The sequence below is a fragment of the Amycolatopsis sp. NPDC051716 genome (assembly GCF_040681595.1).
In the GTDB taxonomy this organism is placed as follows: domain Bacteria; phylum Actinomycetota; class Actinomycetes; order Mycobacteriales; family Pseudonocardiaceae; genus Amycolatopsis.
In genome coordinates, this window is record NZ_JBFAZA010000005.1 from 194,789 (window position 1) to 215,546 (window position 20,758).

A 20,758-nucleotide genomic window follows, 5' to 3' on the forward strand; every position below is an offset into this window, starting at 1 on the left:
GAGCAGAGCGCCCCGCGGTCCACAGTGGACCGCGGGGCGCTTTTCCTTGTCAGTGCAGGCTTCCCCGGGACACCGGGAAATCGAAGTAGGTGTCCGGGAACGGCTCGCCGTTCAGCGTGAAGTGCCACCACTCCTCGGGCAGGTTGCGGAAGCCCGCCGCGGCCATCGTCGAACGCAGCAGGTCGCGGTGCTGCCGGGCGACGCCGGTGATCGCCGGGTTGTCGGTGTGGGCGAGCGGGTCGAAGCAGTCGTAGCCGGTGCCCATGTCGACGGTGTTGTCGGGGAACCGCTGGTCCCGCGGCGCGAAGCACGCCTCGAGCGGCTCGCCCGGGATGTACGGGCGCTGGAACCGCGGCGGGATCCGCACGAGGGTGAGGTCCATCGTGCTGCCGCGGCTGTGCCCGGACTTCTCGGCGATGTACCCGTCGGCGAAGAGCCGGTCCTTGGCGACGTTCGGGTAGAACTCGGCCTTCATCTTCTCGTCGGCGAGGTCCTTGGCCCACCGCACGAAGTGGTCGACGGCGCGCTGCGGCCGGTAGCAGTCGTAGACCTTGAGCGTGTAACCGCGCTTGAGCAGCTGGGCCTGCGCCTGCCGCAGGCCTTCGGCGGCCTGCCGGGTGAGGATGCACATGGGCCGGCGGTACCCGTCGATGCGGCGGCCGACGAAGTTGTGCCGCGTGTCGTAGCGGATGTCCTGCAGGATCGACGGTGCGACGTCGGAGAGTGCGACGAAGGCCCCGGAAGTGCCGGCCTGCGCGGGGGAGGGGACGGCGAGACCGGCCGTCGCGGCGAGGGTGACGGCGAGAGCGCGCACCCGGCGAGTGAAGATCGGCATCCCTCTCGTCTATCAGCTCGCCCCGGGCGCGCAGCCGCCGTCGGGGTCAGGACCAGCCTTCCGAGGTCGTCGCGCGCAGGAAGTCGTCCGACGGCGGCTGCACCGGCCGTCCTTCGAACTGCGTCGACAGCACCACCGACGACCGCAGTTCGCCGTGCTTGCCCAGCCGTTCCAGCAGCCCCTCGAAGTGCTCGAGCGACGCCGCCCGGATCTTCAGCATCGTGCAGTGGTCGCCGCTCAGCCGGTGGATCTCGACGACCTCCGGGTAGTCCTCGGACTTCGACGTCTTCAGCAGGCAGCTGCTCAGCGCGCACCGCATCTCGACGAACGCCTGCAGCGGCTGGCCCGCGCGCCGCGCGTCGACCTGGGCGCGGTAGCCGGTGATCACCCCGGTCTCCTCCAGCCGCCGCACCCGCTCGGCCACCGCCGGCGCCGACAGGTTGATCCGCCGCCCGAGCTCCTTGAACGACAGCCGGCCGTCGGCCTGCAGCAGGTCCAGCAGCCGCCAGTCGACGTCGTCCAGCGCCTTTTCCGAACGGAAGGTCATGGGCCTCATCTTCCTTCCGATGCGCGCCCGGGGCGAGCGAAATCCCGTGCATCGGCCCTTCGAACCGCGGCCGGATTTCCCTAACGTTGCTGCTCATGGGGACTTCGACGGTGACCGGGCGGACCCGGTCGATGGGGGCACTGTTCACCGGTGTCGCGTTGCTCAACACGGCCACGGCCGGCCTCGGCACGGCGGCCACGCTGATCGTCGCCGCCGGCAGCGGCGCGGTCTGGAGCGGGCTGCCGAGCGTGGCGAACGTGCTCGGCACCGCGGCGGGCGCGCTCGGCGCCGGGAGGCTGCTGCCGGTCCAGGGCAGCCGCCGGGTGCTGGCCGGTGGCTACGGCCTCGCCGCGGCCGGCGCGCTGGTGGCGTTCGCGGGCGCGCTGGCGACGTCGGTCGTGCCGCTGCTGCTGGGCATCCTGCTGGTCGGGCTGGGCAACGGCGGGGCGCAGCTCTCGCGGTACCTGGCCGCGGACCTGTACCCGGAGGACCGCCGGGGGCGCGCGCTCGCGACCGTCGTCTGGGGCGGGACCGTCGGCGCGCTCGCCGGGCCGGCCCTGATGGCTCCGGCGGCCGACGCCGCGGCCGGCTTCGGCTGGCCGTCGCTGTCCGGCCCGGCCGCGGTGGCGGTCCTGGCCACGGCGGGCGCGGCGCTGGCGGCGGCGTTCCTCCCGCGGCACGTGCCCCCGCCGCGGGAGCTCACCGCGGCCGTCCCCGGCCCGGTGCGGCCGGCCGGGTTCGCGCGGCCGCTGGTCGCGATGGTGGTCGCGCAGCTCACGATGGGCGCGGTGATGACGATGACGCCGTTGCAACTGCAGGCGCACGGGCACGGCCTCGGCGTCGTCGGCTGGGTGCTGAGCGCGCACCTGTTCGGGATGTTCGCGCTGGCGCCGCTGTCCGGGCGGATCGCCGACCGCTGGGGTCCGCACGTCGCCGTCAACGCGGGCCTCGGCGTCCTCGCGCTGGCGGCGGCGACCGCGCTCGCGGCGCCGACGGCGCACACGTCCGGCCTGCCGATCGCGCTGTTCCTCCTGGGCTACGGCTGGAACCTGGTGTTCGTCGGCGGCAGCGCGCAGCTCAGCCGGGACCTCGCGCCGGAGACGCGCCGGGGGGTGCAGGGCACCGTCGACGCGGTCGTCTGGTCGGCGTCCGCGCTGGCCGGGCTGGGGTCGGGGGCGCTGTTCGCCGGCGGCGGGTACGGGCTGGTCGCGGTGGTCGGCGGCGTGCTGGCCCTGCTCCCGCTGGCGTTCTCCGCCGCCCGTGACGGCCGGTAGCCGGGCCGTTGTCGGCAAATCTCTCGTCACCGCGGCGGCCGCCGGGCGGCGAAGATGGGCCGTGGCTGACTCTGTGCCCTTCACGGACAACTTCTCGGACCTCTCGAACACGCAGGGGTACCAGTTCGAATTCCGTTGCGAGCGTTGCGGCAACGGCTTCCGCTCCGCCTTCCAGCGCGACAACGTCGAGACCGGCCGAAGCGTGCTTCGCGCGGTGGGCTCGTTCTTCGGCGGCACGCTGCGCGACCTGAGCAATTCGGCCGACCAGTGGCGCTACGACCGCGCGACGAACTCACCGGCCAAGGACAAGGCCCTGGCGGCGGCGGTCGAGGAGATCACGCCGAGCTTCCGCCAGTGCCGCGGCTGCGGCGACTGGATGTGCCAGGACCAGTGCTGGAACGAGGAGATCGGCCAGTGCCTGCGCTGCTCGCCGAGCGTCGCGGAGGAGATCTCGCGCGCCCAGGCCGCGGCCCAGCGCGACCAGATCTGGGACAAGGCCCGCGACAAGGACTGGACGGCGGGCCTGGACCTCGACACCCGGGCCAAGGTCAGCTGCCCGGGTTGCGGCCTGAAAGCGGATGGCGGCAAGTTCTGTTCGTCCTGCGGGACGTCGCTGGCCTTGAAGGTCGCCTGCGGTGGCTGCGGCAGTGAGAGCAACAAGCCGGGAGCGCTGTTCTGCTCCGATTGCGGCGCCAAACTCTGAGCCGGGTCCCTCCGGAAACCGGCGTTCCACCCCTCGTTCCCACGAATTCCGTCACGTTCTCCCGGTGCGGCCCGCGATGCGGGCCGTTCCCTTTCCCGGGCATCGACAACCGCCTTCGTCGCGGGTATTTGTCTAGGGTGCGCGAGGGGGGCTCGCGGGCACGAACCGGAACGGTGGTCGTTCCGGGACTCGTCGAGGAGGGTGCGGCGTGGCGGCCGACGGTGCGAGCGGAAACGGCACGGAATGGCCTGGTGGCACGGTCATGTCGCGGCTACCGGGTGCGCTGGGCGGTGAGCTGCTGAGGCTGGGGAACCCGAAACCGTGCCTCGCCGGGACCGTCCTGCTGCACCAGGGCGAACCCAGCACGCACGTTTTCCTGCTCGGGCACGGAAAACAGCCCAGGCTGGCGTGCGTCAAGGTCACCGCGGCGGATCGGAACGGCACCGAAAGCCTGCTGGGCATCAGGATCAGCGGCGATCTCGTCGGCGAGATGGGGGTGCTGCGGGAAGGTCCTCGCTCGGCCACGGTGACGGCGTGCCGGGCGATGACGGTGCACCGGATTCCGCTGGAGCAGTTCCGGCACTTCCTGCGGCGCCGGGAAGAAGCCTGGCGGGTGGTCTGCCACATGATCGCCGACCGGCTCGACTGGGCGAACCGCCGCCGGCTCGACTTCGCCGGGTACGACACGACGGTCCGGCTCGCCCGGGTCCTGCTCGAACTGGCCGAGTACCACGGTGCGCCGGCCGAGGCCGGGATGAGGCTCGACATCGAGCTTTCGCAACCGGAATTCGGCAAGCTGATCGGTGCGGGCCGGGACGCGATCCAATTGGCTGTCCGTCAATTGAAGGAGAAGAACTACATCGCGTACCGATACCGGACAGTAACCATTCTTGACCTGAACGGACTAGCGACGTTCGCTGATCCTGGCTAACGAACCGGTGCAGATCACGGAATTTTCCGGAGTCTTGGTCACGCAGTGCAGGCAGACTCTGCGCTCATCTCCTAACGGCTCCGAAAAGGACAAAGACCTTGGCTCGCGGCAGCGATTTTTCCCGCCATCTGCTCATTTCCCTCGACGTGCAAGGCTACGGCGGCCGGGACGACCGGCAGCACGCTTCGATCCAGTCCGGCCTGCTCGCCGTGGCGGACACCGCCGCCGTCCGGTGCGGCCTGGACCGGACGACCTGGCACCGGCAGGGCGCCGGTGACGGCGAACTGGCGATCCTCCCGCCCGGCACCCCCGAACCGGTGGTCGTGGACGACTACGTCCGCGAGCTGGTCGCGGCGCTCGCCGACCACAACCACGACCTCGCGGCCGACGCCCGGATGCGCATCCGGATCGCGATCCACCACGGCGTCGCGATGCCCGGCGCGAACGGCTGGACGGGACAGGGCGTGGTGGGCGTGAGCCGCCTCGTCGACAGCGCACCCGTCCGCGGCGCCCTCCGCGCGTTCCCGGACGCCGACCTGGCCGTGCTCGTTTCGCGGCAGATCTACACCGACGTCGTGGCCCAGCGCCACACCTCGCTGAAACCGGGGGAGTTCCGGGAAGTCGTGGTGCGGCAGAAGGAATTCACCGACGTGGCCTGGCTCCGGGTCCCGGGGCACGACGTGCACGGCGCCCGGCTCTCGGCCGATCCGCCGCCGGCCGAGCCGGCGGGCACCCGGGTGACCGCCGCGGCCGGGCAGCACTACCGCGCCGAGGCGATCACCGTGGTCAACGGGAGCGTCGACGCGGCGAACGCGGTCTTCGGGATCAAGCACGGCTCATGAGCGAGGAAGAACCGGCGGAAAAGCCGGCCGAGACGCCGGAGCCCGCGCCCGGCGACGACTACACCGAACAGCTCGCGGGTGCGGTGAACCAGTTCAACGGCCCGATCTACGCCGACGGCGCCCAGTTCGGCATCGGCCCGCAGCGGCCGGCGCGCGTCAAGGCCGCGGCCGGCAAGCTCGACGACACCGATGTCCTGGCCGAGCTGAGCCACTACGTCACACCGGCCTGCTACGACACCGCGCTCGGCGCGCTGCGCAAGGACCACGTCGTCGGCCTGCACGGCGACCGGGGAACCGGGAAGCGGGCGGGGGCGATCGCGCTGCTGCGCGAGGTCACCGACGGGCCGCTGTACCTGCTGTCCCCGATGAACCGGCTCAAGAGCCTGGCCGAACGCGACTACGCGGCGGGAAGCGGTTACATCATCGCCGACCGCATCGCGGAGCGGAGAGCCGCCGACGTCGACTTCACGTGGCGGACGGTCCGCGACCGCGTCCGCGACCAAGGGGCCCACCTCGTCGTCACCACGACCACGCCGACCGGGTGCGGTGAAGTCGACGCCGTCGCCCAGGTGCGGTGGGAACAGCCCGATCCGCGGCAGGTGCTGCGCGTCCGGCTCGCCGGCCTCGACGACGTCGACGAGGTCGTCGAACGGGTCCTGCGTGCCTGGCCCGACGGCGGGCAGCTGACCGACCTCGTCGCCGTCGCCGCCGATCTCGGCGAGGGGCTGACGGTCGAGCAGGCGCTGCCCAAGTTGGACGCGTCCCTGCACGACCGGGTCCGGACGTGGTTCGACGAAGAGCGCGACGAGCGGGACTTCCTGGCCGCCACCGCACTGGCCTTCCTCGACGGGGCGCGGCAACGGACCTTCGAGTCGGCGCTGGGAAAGCTGGAGGCGAAGCTCGCCGAGTCGATCGTGGGCGACGAGCCGGACCCCGGCGAGCGCCCGCAGCCGGAGTTGCTGCGGCAACACCGGCTCAAGCTCTACGCCCCCGACAGCCTGATCAAGGTCGAGCGGGCCGGCTCGGACGGCGTCGCCCGGCACTGCCCCCGGTTCCGGGAGCCGCGCTACCGGCGGTTCGTGCTCGCCGAGCTGTGGGCCCGCGAAGAAGCGCCCTTCTGGGACGGCGTCTCCGCGTGGCTCGACGAGGTGATGCCGGAGGAGGGCCTGCGGGTCGCCGCCGGGCTCGCCGAACTCGCGCGGTACGCCTTCGACGAGGTCGACGACATCCTGGCGCCGTGGGCCGACGGGAAGCGCGGCTGGCCGGGTCAGACCACCGCGACCCACGTGCTGTGGCTGCTGAGCTACGACGAAGCCCTCGCCCCGGAAGCGCTGCAGCTGGCGGCGCAGTGGGCCGGGCGCGGCACCCCGGCCGAACGGTGGACGGGCGCGGTCGCGCTGAGCGGCGAGCTCGGCGCCCGTTACCCGCACGAAGCGGCCAACCGACTCTGGCAGCTCATCTTGCAGAGCCACACGGTCACCGGAGACGCGCACGTCGCGCTCGCCGCCCTGTTCGTCACGCTGACCCGGCGCACCGAGGACGCCGGGGTCGTCTTGACGCTGCTCGACGGGAAAGTGCGGCGGCTGGACAACCCGGGCACCAAGCCGGAGTACATCCGGGCGGCCACGCGGGCGACCCTCAGCGTGCTCGCCGCGCGCGACCGGATCTCCGGACGGCACGCCGCCATCACCCACCTCTGCCGGGTGGGGGACCGGACCGCGCCCGTCCAAGGGCGGCTGTGGGCCACGGTTCTCCGCAACCGGCCGACGCGCAAGCGGGCGCTGACCGTGCTGCGCTCCGCCCTCGACGACCTCAAGCACCTCTGCGACGACCCCGTCGCGGTCGCGACTTCGCTCGGGCTGGCCATTTCGGTGGCCCTGCCCGCCGGCGAAGCCGACCTCCTCCGCGCGGACTTCGCCGCGTTGGAGGCGCGTACCAGCAAAGACAGTTCCCCTCTGGTCGAGCACCTGCTCGCCGCGATCTCCCACCTGCACCGAGAGGCTGCCGCACTGCCATGACCGAGCCCTACCCGATCGTCGAACAGCGCCCGTTGGATCCCGCGCAGACCAAGGGGAAGTTCTTCTGGCGCAAGGAATACCGCGAACACGGCGAACTGCCGAGGCCGAACGCGCACCAGGTCTTCGTCTACCGCGTCGACGGCGAATACGTCCTCGACAGCGCCCAGCGGCGCCTGGACGAGGAACAGGTCGTCCGGGCCACCCACGTCAGCCTGGTGGACCTGACCCGCGAAGCCGAGGTGATCGTCGAGCTGGCGATCCCGTCCGCCGAAGCCGACGACTTCACCATGCGCGTCACGTTCGTCTGCACCGTGACGAACGCCGTCAGCGTCGTCCGGGAAGGGCGGGGCGACGCGCAAACGCTGCTGCGGGCCTACCTCAAGAGCCACCACCGGATCTTCGAGCTGGGCCTGGAGTACCGGCTCCTGCAGATCAACGAAGTCCGCCGGGACGTCAACGCCCAGGTGAAGGCCTTCACCACGCTCAAGCCGCCGGTGATCTCCGGCATCGCCGTGGAACTGCGCAGCGTCGAGGTGCTGACCCCGGACGAGTACCGGCAGCTGATGGGCACCCGCCGCAGCATCGAATACCAGTACGAGCTGGACACGACGCAGCAGCGCCTGGACCATTCGCTGACCGCGGAACGCCAGCACCACGACCAGTACCTCGAGCGCGACCGGAGCGGGCACGACCACCGGCTGAGCACCGAACGGCAGGCGCACGAGCAGCGCCTGGAGTGGGACCGCGTGCACCACTCCGGGGTCGTCGGGATCGAGGAGCAGCGGTACGAGCTCGACCGCATGGCCGACCGGAAGGCGTTCGACCGGCACCAGCGCGGGCAGGACCGCGAGGAGATGACCGCGCTGGCCGAGATCATCCGGAACAACCCGGACAGCGCGCTGGCGAACGCGTACGTGGCCGGCTCGCTGGACGCGTCCGAGATGGCCGAGCGGCTGCTCGTCGAGAACCGCTACCGCGGCGAGGTCGAGCGCACCGAGCGGCAGGCCGCGTTCGATCGCCGGCACGAAGAGCGGCTCTACGAAATCGAGCACCGGAACGAGCAGCGCCGGTGGAGCCGCGAGCAGTCCCGCGAGGAACGCAAGTGGCGGCGCGAAGACCACGGCCTGGCCCGCGCGGAGACCCGGCGCAAGGAGGAGATCACCCTCGAGGTCATCCGGGAGCTCGGCAAGCACGGCTACCTCGACATGACGAACCTGGACCCGAACCTGCTGATCACCAAGCTGACCGGAGCCGCGCCGCGGGAGCAGCTCGAGGGCGGCGGCAAGTCGGAGCTGGCCGCCGGGGACAAGGGTTCGCCCGCGCCGCGGGCCGAGGCGGAAGACACCGAAGACGACGACACCGGGGTGAGGGAAGAGGATGTCAGTTGAGACCGAGGCGCCCACCCGGGGCGCCCTTCCTCCCGACGTCCCGCTGGGGACCTACCGGCCGGTGGACCCACACCGCGGGCTCGGCAGGCGGCTGCGGGCACTGGCCGGGATCCGCGAAGAGATCCTCGACTGGGTGCCGGAAGAGCGGCCGCGCTACACGCGGCTCGGCGCCATCATCTTCAACACCGGCCTGCTGGCCGGGTTGTCGCTGCTGGTGGCGCTCAGCGATCTGTCGGCCGTGCCGTGGATCTTCCTGCTGCCCGCCGGTGCGCTGTGGGCCTACGTCATCATCAGCTTCGACGGCTGGCTGATCTCCAGCACGCACGGCATGCTCGGCGCGGGCAAGACCCGGGTGTTCGTGCCCCGGCTGGTGATCTCGCTGCTGATGGGGGCCGTGATCGCGGAACCGTTGCTGCTGTGGATCTTCCAGCCCGCCATCCACAAGGAAGTCCTCGACGGCAGGCAGAACGAGCTGTCCGCCTACGAAAGCCAGTACCGCACCTGCAACCCGGAGGGTGCCCCGGCGCTCGACACCCCGGAGTGCGCGAACTTCCGGCTGACCATCAAGAACTCGCCGGACGCGGCGCAGCAGGAGCTGGACAAGGCGAGCAAGAACCGGGACGCGGCGAAGTCGGAGTACGACGCCCTCTACGTGCAGTGGGACCAGCTGGAGAAGCTGGCGCGGGCGGAGTGCAGCGGCGCGCGGGGCGAGGGGCTCACCGGCGTGGCGGGCGACGGTCCCGAATGCGACCGGAACCGGCAGGTGGCCGACCGCTTCCGCACCGACAACCGGCTCGAGAAGCGGCAGGCCGACCTGACCGAGGCCAACACGAACATCGACGCGTTGACCGCGAAGCTGGGCAGCGCCCGGCAGACCGCCGGTCAGCAGGTCAGCGACGCCATCACCGCGAAGGTCACGTCGATGCGCGAGCACCAGGGCGTGATCGGCATCCTCGACGAGGACGAAGCGCTCGGGCGGCTCTCCGGCCGCAGCGTGCTCGTGTTCGCGGCCCAGTGGCTCGTGCGGCTGCTGCTGATCGCGATCGACTGCATGCCGGTGCTGACGAAGCTGATGAGCGGCTCGACGGCCTACGACGTGCTCGTCGCCCGGCAGATCGAGGTCGCCCGCCGGCTGCACGAGAAGCACGTCACGCTGCGGGAGCGGCAGGACACCGCGGACAACGACGTCTGGCTGCAGCGGACGGAGTACAACCTCCGGACCCGGATCGACAGCATCGAGGAGGCCGATCGCTCCGCCCGGGCGAGGCGGGAGTCGGACCTGGACGCCGAGATCGACCGGCTGGCCGCGAAGCTGCGCAACCAGCAGTAGGGGAGTTCCGGCTCTCCACCGAGCAGCCCCGGCGTTCCGGCGCCGGGGCTGCGCCTGTCCGGCGGATCCGCGCCATCCCGGGCACCATGGACGCATGACGCCCGTCACCAAACGCCTCACGGTGATCGCCCTCGTCCTGATCATCGCGGGCGCGGTCCTGCTGTCGGTGGGCGCGATCGGCTTCCGGGCGACGTCGGATCAGCCCGACGCCAACATCGGCGCGGGGTTCGCCCTGCTGGCCGGGCCCTACGTCGTCGGCCTCGGGCTCGTCTTCGCCTTGTCGGCGGGCTTGACCCACCTCACGACCCGCCGCCGCTGAGGGTCCACAGCGCCGCGGGCAGGTGGTCGGCCAGCTCGGCGAGGTAGGCGGCCTCGGCGGTGAGGTTCTGCCGCGTCGCGCAGCCCGGCCCCCAGGTCCGCGCCGAGCCGTTCTCGACGACGACCTCCCGCTGCCCGAACCGCGGGTTCGCCGCCAGCCAGCGGGCCAGCTCGGCGTCGAGCGCCGAGTCCGGCGGGAGCGTCGGCATGGACACCGGCCGGCCCGGGACGATCCGTAGCTCCGGGCCCGGCGGCACGCGCACCTGGGTGACGTGGAGATCGCGGAAGTGGATGTGGTCGTCGAAGTGCCGGTAGGACTCCCGCGTGTCGATCCCGAGCACCGGCCGGCCGCCGAGGCGGAACTCGACCCACGGGTCCGCCGGCGCACCCGACAGCGGTCGCCCGGTCGGGTGAACCACGCCGAAGCTCGGCGAACCGCTGCCGTACGTGCCACCCCGCTCGGCCGCGAAGGCCTTGAACCAGTGACCCTCGCGGCTCGCGGCGGCCGTCCGCTGCGACCGCCACCAGATCGCGGCGGCCACCGCGGCCACGACCACCAGGACGCCGATCGTGAAGAGCGTCTGCATCGTCAGAAGTCCAGGTCCTCGCGGGTTTCCTCGACGGGCTGGTCCCGGCCCGTCCCGTCGTAGCCGCTCGCCTTCTTCGCGTTCTTGACGTGGCTGGTGAGCTTGCCGAGGTGGTCGTTCACCGTCTTGGCGGGGTTGTCGCCGGGGTTGGCCGGGTTGTAGCCGAGCACGCCCTTCACCGCCGCTTCGCCACCCTTCTTCAGCGCTTCGGTGGCGCCCGCCTTCAGCATCGTCTTCCGGTAGTCGACCTTCCCGGCGGCGTCGAGCACCGGGTTTTCGAAAGCCTTCGCCCAGCGCTTGCCGATCAAGCCCTTGTCGCCGGCGGCCTTCTGGAGGAGGTCCTTGCCCTCGTTCTCCTCGGCGATCTTCGTGAGCGACTTGCCCAGCGTCGTCGAGGCGAACTTCTGCTGCAGCTTCCGGAGCCAGTCGAGCACCTTCTGTAGGAGCTCGCGCAGCTTGTTCACCTTTTGAGTGGTCTTCGCGGTCGTCTGGGCCGCCTTGACCTCGGTCACCGGAGCGGCGGCGGACAGCGAAGCCCCGCAGGTCGGCACCGCGGCGGCCAGGGCAGGCACCCACAGCAGGATCAGCCAGGTCACGAACTCGGTGAGGATGGCCTTGACCAGGTCCTCGGCGAAGCTCATCAGCATGCTGTTGAGCTGCAGCATCCGGGCCAGGTCACCGGACTTCCCGGCGACGCCCTCGATGCCGTGCGCGAACTCGCCCAGCGCCGTCTTCGCCGCGTTGCCCGCGTCACCCTCCCAGCCCTTGAGGGATTCGTCGGCGACCTCGGCGAAGTTCTGGGCCAGCTTGTCCAGCCCGGTGGCGATCGCCCCGAAGTTCTCCGCCGCGACCCCCAGCGCGGGGCCGTCGCCGCTGACGAAGTGGATCGCGTCCTGGATCGGCTGGACGGCGTTGACCAGGAAGTTCAGCCCCTGCCCGACCAGCCAGCCGAGCGGGTCCGTGGCGATGTCGGTGATGGTGCTCGAGCTCGACTGGATGAAGCTCGCGGTGTCGGTGGCGATCGTGCCGAGCGCGAGGGTGGTGTCCGCGCCGTCGTGCTGCGGCGCGAAGACGGCCTTCGTCACCGAGACCGCGTCTTTGCCGACGGTGACCGCGCTGCCGGCGAACGGCGTCGCCTTGATGGCGTTGCCGACGTTGACCCCGAGCACGGTCTTCGGGTCGTCGGGCTTGACGGTGATGCCGCTCGCGACGTCTTCGACCTCGGCCATGGTCTTCCCCTCAGTGCTTTCCGGGGCCGTCGAGCAGGGTCTCGACCTGGCCGAAGGAGGTCTTGTGGTCGTCCTCGACGCCTTGGTAGACGTTCGCCGCGTCGGTCAGCTTGGCCTGCGCGGAGGCGAGGCCGTCCGAGATGGACGCCAGCAGCGCCTGCAGCTCGCGAAGGGTGTCGTCGTAGCCGCTCTTGGTGAAGAGGCCGACCACGCCCCACGACTTGTCGCCGACGTCGGCCTGGGCGACCTTTTCGGTGATCTTCGTGCCCTGTTCGCGGTACTTGCCGAGCTCGCCGGCGTACTTGTGCAGCGCGTCGACCTCGACCCGGTAACCGCCGGCTCCGTCGGGCATCAGTCCTCCTCGTCGAACAGGTTCCGCAGGAAGCGGTCGCCCGCCGACGGGCCGGCCGTGGGTGGGGCCGGCGGCGGGTCGGCCGGGCGGAGCACGCGCTGCTCGGAGAAGTCCTCGGGCCGCGGCGGTGCTTCGGTGAGCTTCGACCGCAGTTCTTCGACGGTGGTTCCGAACGCCACGGCCTGCGTCTCGAGGACCTGGTCGACGAGGCCGAGGCCGTCACCCATGTTCTCTTCGACGATGACCGCCTGCCGCCGCGCCGCCTCGCCGATGGCTTCCCGCAGCGTCGTGAGCAGCGTGGCCGACAGCGCTTGCGGCCCCTTGGCCAGCGCGGCTTCGGTGAACTTGACGTCCAGGACGGCACCCCCGGGCCCGGTCACGACAGTGACACCCCCGTCCGCCGACGCGGCGCTCGCCCGCAGTTCGGTCAGCTGCTGCCGCATCGCACCCAGCCCGGCGAACCGGTCGTCGGCGTGGCGGATGCCCGCCTGGAACCGTTCGAACTCGGCCACCAGCTGCTCGAACTCGCCCGACATCCGCCCGCCTCTCCGTTTCGTGGTGCACCCATCGTGACCCTCCGGCCGCACTGTGACGTACGGAACGGCCGATCCGATCCCACTGCATCACCCGACCGGGTAATGGGTAGGTTTCGGCCCGAGAGGGAAGCAGGGGACAACGCGCGAGGAGTGTGTGATGACCAGCACCGAAGGGGCCGGAGGCCCGGCCGAAGAACCCAAGTCGAGGGGCAATCACGCGGCCCCGGAGGGCGCCGGCGTGCACCCCCTGATCGACCTGTCCCGGGACCCGAACCCGGGCAAGCCGGACCACGCCAAGCCGGACGAGGACTGAGGGAGCGGGCGGAGTCGGCGGCGCTGCTGAAGCTGCGCCGCCCGCCGCCCGCCGCCGCTCGTGGCGCCCGCCGCCCGCCGCCTGGTGCCCGCCGCCGCTCGTAGCGGCCGCGGCTCCGGCGGCCGTGCCTTGGCTCGGCGACCGGCGGGCTGGGCGAGCCGCCCGCCACTCATCGCCGGGTCTCGGCGCGGGGGAGCGGCGAAGCTGCCCGCGCACCGGCTCGCTGGCTGGAGGGCCGCGGCTTCCTGACCAGCCCGGTCCCGGCAGCCATGTACCGAGTGGGCGGCCGCGTGCGAGGAGCTGCTCCGGCGCTCGCCGCCGGCACCCGCGCCCAGGGAAGCCACCCCGCTCAACCCCAGCACTCGCCACCGAGCCGGCGGCCGCGTGCCGAGTAATCTGCTCGAGCCCCAGCACCCGCGCCCCCGTCGGCAGCCGCGCGCCGAAGTAAGCCGCGCACCCGCCGAACCGCCCGTCGCGCCGTGAGCCTGAGCTCCCCGCGACCCGAGGCGTGGAATGTCCCGCAGCCCAGGGGCGTTGAGAGGTACGCTGGAGGTTCGCCGACCTACAGACCCCCCGCCGCGTTCCTCCCGGACCCGGGCGGGTATCTTTGGAGACCGTGCCCGGCATGCGTCGGGCCGCTCCGCGTGCCGTGCGCATGGACGGGGTGCTCAGGCACCCGGTCACCGGCTTCGGCAGGTCGGGGTTCCGACGGAAATCCCTCCGGGAAGTTACCGGTCGCGAGACCGTGACGCGGGCCGACACGCCCGACCGCGGGGGCCGGTGAAGACACGAAGAAGCAGATCACGACAGGAAGCTGGTCCATTGCCCACGATCCAGCAGCTGGTCCGCAAGGGCCGCCAGGACAAGGCTGCCAAGCAGAAGACCGCGGCCCTCAAGGGGAGCCCGCAGCGGCGTGGCGTGTGCACTCGCGTGTACACCACGACCCCCAAGAAGCCGAACTCGGCGCTTCGCAAGGTCGCGCGTGTGAAGCTGACCAGCGGCATCGAGGTCACCGCCTACATCCCCGGTGAGGGCCACAACCTGCAGGAGCACTCGATGGTGCTCGTGCGTGGTGGTCGTGTGAAGGACCTTCCGGGTGTCCGTTACAAGATCATCCGCGGTTCGCTCGACACGCAGGGTGTCAAGAACCGCAAGCAGGCGCGCAGCCGGTACGGCGCGAAGAAGGAGAAGAGCTAATGCCCCGCAAGGGTCCGGCCCCCAAGCGGCCGCTGATCTCCGACCCCGTCTACGCCTCCCCGCTGGTCACCCAGCTGGTGAACAAGGTGCTGAAGGACGGGAAGCGGTCCCTGGCCGAGCGCATCGTCTACGGCGCGCTCGAAGGCGCTCGCGAGAAGACCGGCACCGACCCGGTCGTCACGCTGAAGCGCGCCCTCGACAACGTGAAGCCCACCATCGAGGTGAAGAGCCGCCGCGTCGGTGGTGCCACCTACCAGGTGCCGATCGAGGTCAAGCCGGGCCGCTCCACGACGCTGGCGCTGCGCTGGCTGGTCTCCTTCTCGCAGGCTCGCCGCGAGAAGACGATGATCGAGCGCCTGCAGAACGAGCTCCTGGACGCTTCCAACGGCCTCGGTGCCTCGGTGAAGCGTCGCGAGGACACGCACAAGATGGCCGAGTCCAACCGGGCCTTCGCGCACTACCGCTGGTGATGACCGCCCGGCTGTCGACCAAGCCATGCCGGGCCCCAAGCTTGAGAACAGGGGAACACTCTCGTGGCACGTGAAGTGCTGACCGACCTGAACAAGGTCCGCAACATCGGCATCATGGCCCACATCGACGCCGGCAAGACGACCACCACCGAGCGGATCCTGTTCTACACCGGGGTCAACTACAAGATCGGTGAAGTCCACGACGGCGCCGCCACCATGGACTGGATGGAGGAAGAGCAGAAGCGGGGTATCACCATCACCTCGGCTGCCACCACCACCTTCTGGGACGACCACCAGATCAACATCATCGACACCCCGGGCCACGTCGACTTCACCGTCGAGGTGGAGCGCAACCTCCGGGTGCTCGACGGTGCGGTCGCCGTCTTCGACGGCAAGGAAGGCGTCGAGCCGCAGTCCGAGCAGGTCTGGCGGCAGGCGGACAAGTACGACGTCCCGCGCATCTGCTTCGTCAACAAGATGGACAAGCTGGGTGCGGACTTCTACTACACCGTGAAGACCATCGTGGACCGCCTCGGCGTGCGCCCGCTGGTCATCCAGCTGCCGATCGGCGCCGAGAACGACTTCGAAGGCGTCGTCGACCTGGTCCGCATGAAGGCGCTGACCTGGCGCGGCGAGGTCCAGAAGGGCGAGGACTACTCGGTCGAGGAAATCCCGGCCGACCTGGCCGAGAAGGCCGCGGAGTACCGCGAGAAGCTCGTCGAGACCGTCGCCGAGGCGGACGACGCGCTGATGGAGAAGTTCCTCGAGGGTGAGGAGCTGACGGAGGCCGAGATCAAGGCCGGCATCCGGAAGCTCACCATCACCAGCCAGGTCTTCCCGGTGCTGGCCGGTTCCGCGTTCAAGAACAAGGGCGTGCAGCCCATGCTCGACGCGGTCATCGACTACCTGCCGACCCCGCTGGACGTCCCGGCCGTCGAGGGCCTGCTGCCCGACGGCGAGACCGTGGCCTCCCGCAAGGCGTCGGTCGACGAGCCGTTCGCCGCGCTCGCGTTCAAGATCGCCGCGCACCCGTTCTTCGGCAAGCTGACCTACATCCGGGTGTACTCGGGCAAGGTCGCCGCCGGCGCGCAGGTCATCAACGCGACCAAGGAGCGCAAGGAGCGCATCGGGAAGATCTTCCAGATGCACTCCAATAAGGAGAACCCGGTCGACGACGCCCAGGTCGGCCACATCTACGCGGTCATCGGGCTGAAGGACACCACCACGGGTGACACCCTGGCGGACCCGCAGAACCCGATCGTGCTGGAGTCGATGACGTTCCCCGAGCCGGTCATCCGGGTCGCGATCGAACCGAAGACGAAGGCCGACCAGGAGAAGCTGTCCCTGGCGATCCAGAAGCTGGCCGAAGAGGACCCGACGTTCCAGGTCAAGCTGGACGAGGACACCGGCCAGACGATCATCGCGGGCATGGGCGAGCTGCACCTCGAGGTGCTGGTCAACCGGATGAAGTCCGACTACAAGGTCGAGGCGAACATCGGTAAGCCGCAGGTCGCCTACCGTGAGACGATCAAGAAGACGGTCGACAAGCTCGACTACGTCCACAAGAAGCAGACCGGTGGTTCCGGCCAGTTCGCGAAGGTCATCGTGAAGCTGGAGCCGCTCGAGCGCACCGACGGCGCGCTCTACGAGTTCGACAACAAGGTGACCGGTGGTCGCGTGCCGCGGGAGTACATCCCGTCGGTGGACGCGGGCGCGCAGGACGCGATGCAGTACGGCGTCCTGGCCGGCTACCCGCTCGTCGGGTTGAAGTTCACCCTGTTGGATGGTGCCTACCACGAGGTCGACTCTTCGGAGATGGCGTTCAAGATCGCCGGTTCCATGGCGATGAAGGAAGCCGCGAAGAAGGCCGGCCCGGTGATCCTGGAGCCGATGATGGCGGTCGAGGTGACCACGCCCGAGGACTACATGGGTGACGTCATCGGTGACCTCAACTCCCGCCGTGGTCAGATCCAGGCCATGGAGGAGCGGGCGGGCATCCGCGTCGTGAAGGCGCTGGTCCCGCTGTCGGAGATGTTCGGCTACGTCGGCGACCTGCGGTCCCGCACCCAGGGCCGGGCGAACTACTCCATGTTGTTCGACTCCTACGCCGAGGTTCCCGCGAACGTCGCGAAGGAAATCATCGCGAAGGCGACGGGGGAGTAATCCCCCCAGCGCTCGCGGGCATTAAGGGACTCTCCTGAACGTCCGCAGCACCGACGAAGGAACAATCGTGGGGCGGCAGCCACGCCGCCCCACGAGCACAAAGCGAAATCAGTCCAGGAGGACATTCCAGTGGCGAAGGCGAAATTCGAGCGGACCAAGCCGCACGTCAACATCGGCACCATCGGTCACGTTGACCACGGCAAGACGACTCTGACCGCGGCCATCACCAAGGTGCTGCACGACAAGTACCCGGAGCTGAACGAGTCGCGGGCGTTCGACCAGATCGACAACGCGCCGGAAGAGAAGCAGCGCGGCATCACGATCAACATCTCGCACGTCGAGTACCAGACCGAGAAGCGTCACTACGCGCACGTGGACGCCCCCGGTCACGCGGACTACATCAAGAACATGATCACCGGTGCCGCCCAGATGGACGGTGCGATCCTGGTCGTGGCCGCCACCGACGGCCCGATGCCGCAGACCCGCGAGCACGTGCTGCTCGCCCGCCAGGTCGGCGTGCCCTACATCGTGGTCGCGCTGAACAAGGCCGACATGGTCGACGACGAGGAGATCCTCGAGCTCGTCGAGCTGGAGGTCCGCGAGCTGCTGTCCTCGCAGGAGTTCCCGGGCGACGACGCGCCGGTCGTGCGCGTTTCCGGCCTGAAGGCCCTCGAGGGTGACGAGAAGTGGTCCGAGGCCGTTCTCGAGCTGATGAGCGCCGTCGACAACAACGTGCCGGACCCGGTGCGTGAGCTCGACAAGCCGTTCCTGATGCCGATCGAAGACGTCTTCACCATCACCGGTCGTGGCACCGTGGTGACCGGTCGCGTCGAGCGCGGCCAGATCAACGTCAACGAAGAGGTCGAGATCGTGGGTATCCGCGAGAAGTCGACCAAGACCACCGTCACCGGTGTCGAGATGTTCCGCAAGCTGCTCGACTCGGGCCAGGCGGGCGACAACGTCGGCCTGCTGGTCCGCGGCATCAAGCGCGAGGACGTCGAGCGCGGCCAGGTCGTCGTGAAGCCGGGCACCACCACCCCGCACACCGACTTCGAGGGCCGGGTCTACATCCTGTCGAAGGACGAGGGTGGCCGTCACACCCCGTTCTTCAACAACTACCGCCCGCAGTTCTACTTCCGCACCACCGACGTGACCGGCGTCGTGACCCTCCCCGAGGGCACCGAGATGGTCATGCCGGGCGACAACACCGACATCACGGTCGCGCTGATCCAGCCGGTCGCGATGGACGAGGGTCTGCGCTTCGCCATCCGCGAGGGTGGCCGGACCGTCGGCGCGGGCCAGGTTACCAAGATCAACAAGTGATTTAGGCGCCCCACCGGGGGCAATACACCCCCGGGTTCGGGGCGTCAAATCACGTGTGCGACACTATTCAGGTTGCTCGTCCTGGGGCGGCCGATCCTTTCGAGGATCCGGCCGCTCCGGTGCGAGTGGCCACGGTCCGCGGAGCTCTTTCCTTCGGGTGAGGCGAGCGGGCAAAGGCAGTGAGACGGGCAGTGCTTGCAAAAGCGCTGCCGGCTCAGCGCCTCCTCACGTTGAGGAAGACCAGGCAAGACGACGATCCCGCGGGATCCGTCTGTGCGTCGGGCGCGACACGCCCGACCGCGTGGACCGGGGACAGGGCCGTTGAACTGCGGAAACCCAGGCTCAGGGTGGCAACACCCAGCGGGGTTTGTGAGATAGCGGCACGAGACGACAAGGAACGAGCAGCCACCATGGCGGGACAGAAGATCCGCATCCGGCTCAAGGCCTACGACCACGAGGCGATCGACACCTCGGCGCGCAAGATCGTGGAGACGGTCACGCGCACCGGCGCCCGTGTTGTCGGGCCGGTGCCGCTGCCCACCGAGAAGAACGTTTACTGCGTCATCCGCTCGCCGCACAAGTACAAGGACTCGCGCGAGCACTTCGAGATGCGCACGCACAAGCGTCTGATCGACATCCTCGACCCGACGCCGAAGACGGTCGACGCGCTCATGCGCATCGACCTGCCGGCGAGCGTCGACGTCAACATCCAGTAGTAGCGGCGGGCGAGCGGCGGAGAGTAAGAGACTCATGTCTGACAGGCAGATGAAGGGCATCCTGGGCACCAAGCTCGGCATGACCCAGGTCTTCGACGAACAGAACCGGGTTGTCCCGGTCACCGTCGTGAAGGCCGGTCCGAACGTGGTCACCCAGGTTCGGACCCAGGACAAGGACGGCTACACGGCCGTGCAGCTGGCGTTCGGCGCGGTCGACCCGCGCAAGGTGAACAAGCCGCGCACCGGCCACTTCGACAAGGCGGGCGTGACGCCGCGCCGGTTCCTCGCCGAGCTGCGCACCACCGACGCCGAGACCTACGAGGTCGGCCAGGAGATCACCGCCGAGGTGTTCGCCGCCGGCGTCGAGGTCGACGTGACCGGGACCAGCAAGGGCAAGGGCTACGCGGGCGTCATGAAGCGCCACGGTTTCAAGGGCCAGGGCGCGAGCCACGGTGCCCAGGCCGTGCACCGCAAGCCGGGTTCCATCGGTGGCTGTGCCACCCCCGGCCGCGTCTTCAAGGGCCTGCGCATGGCGGGCCGGATGGGCAACGACCGGGTCACCACGCAGAACCTGACCGTGCACGCCGTGCGTGCCGACGACGGCCTGCTGCTGATCAAGGGCGCCGTGCCCGGTCCCAAGGGCGGCGTGCTGTTCGTTCGCAGCGCCGCGAAGGGTGGTAACTCCGAATGACAAGCGTCGAGCTGAAGACCCCGGCCGGTAAAGCCGACGGCACCGTGGACCTCCCCGAGGAGATCTTCGACGTGCAGGCCAATGTCGCGCTGATGCACCAGGTCGTGGTGGCCCAGCAGGCCGCCGCTCGCCAGGGCACGCACGACACGAAGACCCGTGGCGAAGTTCGCGGTGGCGGCAAGAAGCCGTACCGCCAGAAGGGCACCGGCCGTGCCCGCCAGGGTTCGACCCGCGCGCCGCAGTTCGTCGGCGGTGGCGTCGTCCACGGCCCCACGCCGCGTGACTACTCGCAGCGCACCCCGAAGAAGATGAAGGCCGCCGCCCTGCGTGGCGCTCTCTCCGACCGGGCCCGCGCCGGCCAGCTGCACGTCGTCACCGAACTGGTGACCGGTGAGAAGCCGAACACCAAGGCCGCCAAGGCCGCCCTCGCCGCGGTGACGCTGGCGAAGCGCGTGCTCGTGGTGCTGCACCGGGACGACGAGCTGAGCTGGGTTTCCCTGCGGAACCTGCCCGAGGTGCACATCCTCTGGGCCGACCAGCTCAACACCTACGACGTGCTGGTCAACGACGACGTCGTGTTCACCAAGGCCGCGTACGACGCGTTCGTCGCCGGCCCCGTCCGCGGTAAGACCGTCAAGGCTTCCGCGCGGTCGGGCGAGGTCACGGAAGGGAGTGACGAGAAGTGAGTTCGGTCGCCATTCCGGACCCCCGCGACATCCTGCTCGCGCCGGTCATCTCCGAGAAGTCCTACGGGCTGCTCGAGGACCACAAGTACACGTTCATCGTCCGCCCGGACGCCAACAAGACCCAGATCAAGATCGCGGTCGAGAAGGTGTTCGGCGTCAAGGTGGTCAGCGTCAACACGGCCAACCGCCAGGGCAAGCGGAAGCGGACTCGCGCAGGCTTCGGCAAGCGCAAGGACACCAAGCGCGCCATCGTGACTCTTTCGCCTGAGAGCAAGGCGATCGAGATCTTCGGCGGACCCACCGCGTAAA

23 protein-coding genes are annotated in these 20,758 nt (G+C 69.9%); 17 read left to right on the plus strand and 6 right to left on the minus strand.

All coding sequences use genetic code 11. The features are described from left to right. Positions 1–49 precede the first annotated feature (49 nt). Entirely contained in the window at positions 50–835 is a 786-nt protein-coding gene (locus AB0M30_RS08700; protein ID WP_364581625.1) for a M15 family metallopeptidase, read from the minus strand. Positions 836–881: 46 nt separating this feature from the next. After that, on the minus strand, positions 882–1,382 hold the full coding sequence (locus AB0M30_RS08705) for an Lrp/AsnC family transcriptional regulator (protein ID WP_013222590.1): 501 nt from the start codon (positions 1,380–1,382) through the stop codon (positions 882–884). A gap of 95 nt (positions 1,383–1,477) precedes the next feature. Here AB0M30_RS08705 and AB0M30_RS08710 point away from each other — a divergent pair, with 95 nt between their 5' ends. The 8 genes from AB0M30_RS08710 (at position 1,478) to AB0M30_RS08745 (ending at position 10,187) form a co-directional block, all read left to right on the plus strand. Continuing rightward, positions 1,478–2,656 carry an MFS transporter gene (locus AB0M30_RS08710; RefSeq protein ID WP_364581628.1) on the plus strand — a complete coding sequence of 393 codons (1,179 nt, stop codon included), beginning with the start codon at positions 1,478–1,480 and terminating at the stop codon, positions 2,654–2,656. A gap of 61 nt (positions 2,657–2,717) precedes the next feature. After that, positions 2,718–3,359, plus strand: a complete 642-nt coding sequence (locus AB0M30_RS08715; protein WP_233226161.1) for a zinc ribbon domain-containing protein — start codon at positions 2,718–2,720, stop codon at positions 3,357–3,359. Positions 3,360–3,567: 208 nt separating this feature from the next. Further along, positions 3,568–4,290, plus strand: a complete 723-nt coding sequence (locus tag AB0M30_RS08720) for a Crp/Fnr family transcriptional regulator (protein WP_364581631.1) — start codon at positions 3,568–3,570, stop codon at positions 4,288–4,290. 98 nt (positions 4,291–4,388) lie between these two features. Next, a complete protein-coding gene (locus AB0M30_RS08725) occupies positions 4,389–5,132 on the plus strand; it encodes a hypothetical protein (protein WP_364581632.1) in 744 nt (247 codons plus the stop codon). Beyond that, a complete protein-coding gene (locus AB0M30_RS08730; RefSeq protein ID WP_103342400.1) occupies positions 5,129–7,150 on the plus strand; it encodes a hypothetical protein in 2,022 nt (673 codons plus the stop codon). The genes AB0M30_RS08725 and AB0M30_RS08730 overlap by 4 nt, the downstream gene beginning before the upstream one ends. Then, a complete protein-coding gene (locus AB0M30_RS08735) occupies positions 7,147–8,538 on the plus strand; it encodes a hypothetical protein (RefSeq protein WP_364581634.1) in 1,392 nt (463 codons plus the stop codon). The genes AB0M30_RS08730 and AB0M30_RS08735 overlap by 4 nt, the downstream gene beginning before the upstream one ends. Then, complete coding sequence (locus AB0M30_RS08740; protein ID WP_364581637.1) at positions 8,528–9,868, plus strand: DUF4407 domain-containing protein; 1,341 nt, start codon at positions 8,528–8,530, stop codon at positions 9,866–9,868. Before AB0M30_RS08735 ends, AB0M30_RS08740 begins: the two co-directional genes overlap by 11 nt. A 94-nt stretch (positions 9,869–9,962) precedes the next feature. Then, positions 9,963–10,187 (plus strand): hypothetical protein, encoded by a 225-nt coding sequence (locus AB0M30_RS08745; protein ID WP_360177573.1) that lies wholly within the window; start codon positions 9,963–9,965, stop codon positions 10,185–10,187. Here the strand turns inward: AB0M30_RS08745 and AB0M30_RS08750 are convergent. From AB0M30_RS08750 to AB0M30_RS08765, 4 genes are read right to left on the minus strand one after another with little or no spacing between them, the layout of a single operon-like run. Further along, complete coding sequence (locus tag AB0M30_RS08750; protein ID WP_364581640.1) at positions 10,168–10,773, minus strand: hypothetical protein; 606 nt, start codon at positions 10,771–10,773, stop codon at positions 10,168–10,170. The two genes, AB0M30_RS08745 and AB0M30_RS08750, sit on opposite strands and share 20 nt — an antisense overlap. Positions 10,774–10,775: 2 nt before the next feature. Then, positions 10,776–12,002: a hypothetical protein gene (locus AB0M30_RS08755; RefSeq protein ID WP_364581642.1), complete on the minus strand. Its 1,227-nt coding sequence runs from the start codon at positions 12,000–12,002 to the stop codon at positions 10,776–10,778. Positions 12,003–12,012: 10 nt separating this feature from the next. Next, positions 12,013–12,354 carry a hypothetical protein gene (locus tag AB0M30_RS08760; RefSeq protein WP_364581644.1) on the minus strand — a complete coding sequence of 114 codons (342 nt, stop codon included), beginning with the start codon at positions 12,352–12,354 and terminating at the stop codon, positions 12,013–12,015. Continuing rightward, on the minus strand, positions 12,354–12,890 hold the full coding sequence (locus tag AB0M30_RS08765; protein ID WP_364581647.1) for a YbaB/EbfC family nucleoid-associated protein: 537 nt from the start codon (positions 12,888–12,890) through the stop codon (positions 12,354–12,356). The genes AB0M30_RS08760 and AB0M30_RS08765 overlap by 1 nt, the downstream gene beginning before the upstream one ends. A 157-nt stretch (positions 12,891–13,047) precedes the next feature. Between AB0M30_RS08765 and AB0M30_RS08770 the strand changes: the two genes are divergently transcribed. The 9 genes from AB0M30_RS08770 to rplW all read left to right on the plus strand — a co-directional run bounded on the left by AB0M30_RS08770 (position 13,048) and on the right by rplW (position 20,757). Next, a complete protein-coding gene (locus tag AB0M30_RS08770; protein ID WP_364581649.1) occupies positions 13,048–13,203 on the plus strand; it encodes a hypothetical protein in 156 nt (51 codons plus the stop codon). Between the two features lie 822 nt (positions 13,204–14,025). Continuing rightward, positions 14,026–14,400 (plus strand): 30S ribosomal protein S12, encoded by a 375-nt coding sequence (gene rpsL, locus AB0M30_RS08775; RefSeq protein ID WP_003102113.1) that lies wholly within the window; start codon positions 14,026–14,028, stop codon positions 14,398–14,400. Next, on the plus strand, positions 14,400–14,870 hold the full coding sequence (gene rpsG / locus AB0M30_RS08780) for a 30S ribosomal protein S7 (protein ID WP_003102106.1): 471 nt from the start codon (positions 14,400–14,402) through the stop codon (positions 14,868–14,870). The genes rpsL and rpsG overlap by 1 nt, the downstream gene beginning before the upstream one ends. Positions 14,871–14,933: 63 nt before the next feature. Further along, positions 14,934–17,033: an elongation factor G gene (gene fusA / locus AB0M30_RS08785; RefSeq protein WP_364581651.1), complete on the plus strand. Its 2,100-nt coding sequence runs from the start codon at positions 14,934–14,936 to the stop codon at positions 17,031–17,033. Positions 17,034–17,162: 129 nt separating this feature from the next. Further along, positions 17,163–18,356 (plus strand): elongation factor Tu, encoded by a 1,194-nt coding sequence (gene tuf, locus AB0M30_RS08790; RefSeq protein WP_103342409.1) that lies wholly within the window; start codon positions 17,163–17,165, stop codon positions 18,354–18,356. 410 nt (positions 18,357–18,766) lie between these two features. After that, on the plus strand, positions 18,767–19,072 hold the full coding sequence (gene rpsJ, locus AB0M30_RS08795; protein ID WP_003102098.1) for a 30S ribosomal protein S10: 306 nt from the start codon (positions 18,767–18,769) through the stop codon (positions 19,070–19,072). A 34-nt stretch (positions 19,073–19,106) separates the two neighbouring features. Next, entirely contained in the window at positions 19,107–19,763 is a 657-nt protein-coding gene (rplC, locus tag AB0M30_RS08800) for a 50S ribosomal protein L3 (RefSeq protein ID WP_013222604.1), read from the plus strand. Then, entirely contained in the window at positions 19,760–20,449 is a 690-nt protein-coding gene (rplD, locus tag AB0M30_RS08805; RefSeq protein WP_103342410.1) for a 50S ribosomal protein L4, read from the plus strand. The genes rplC and rplD overlap by 4 nt, the downstream gene beginning before the upstream one ends. Beyond that, positions 20,446–20,757 carry a 50S ribosomal protein L23 gene (gene rplW / locus AB0M30_RS08810; RefSeq protein WP_003102087.1) on the plus strand — a complete coding sequence of 104 codons (312 nt, stop codon included), beginning with the start codon at positions 20,446–20,448 and terminating at the stop codon, positions 20,755–20,757. The genes rplD and rplW overlap by 4 nt, the downstream gene beginning before the upstream one ends. The last annotated feature ends 1 nt before the right edge of the window (position 20,758 follow it).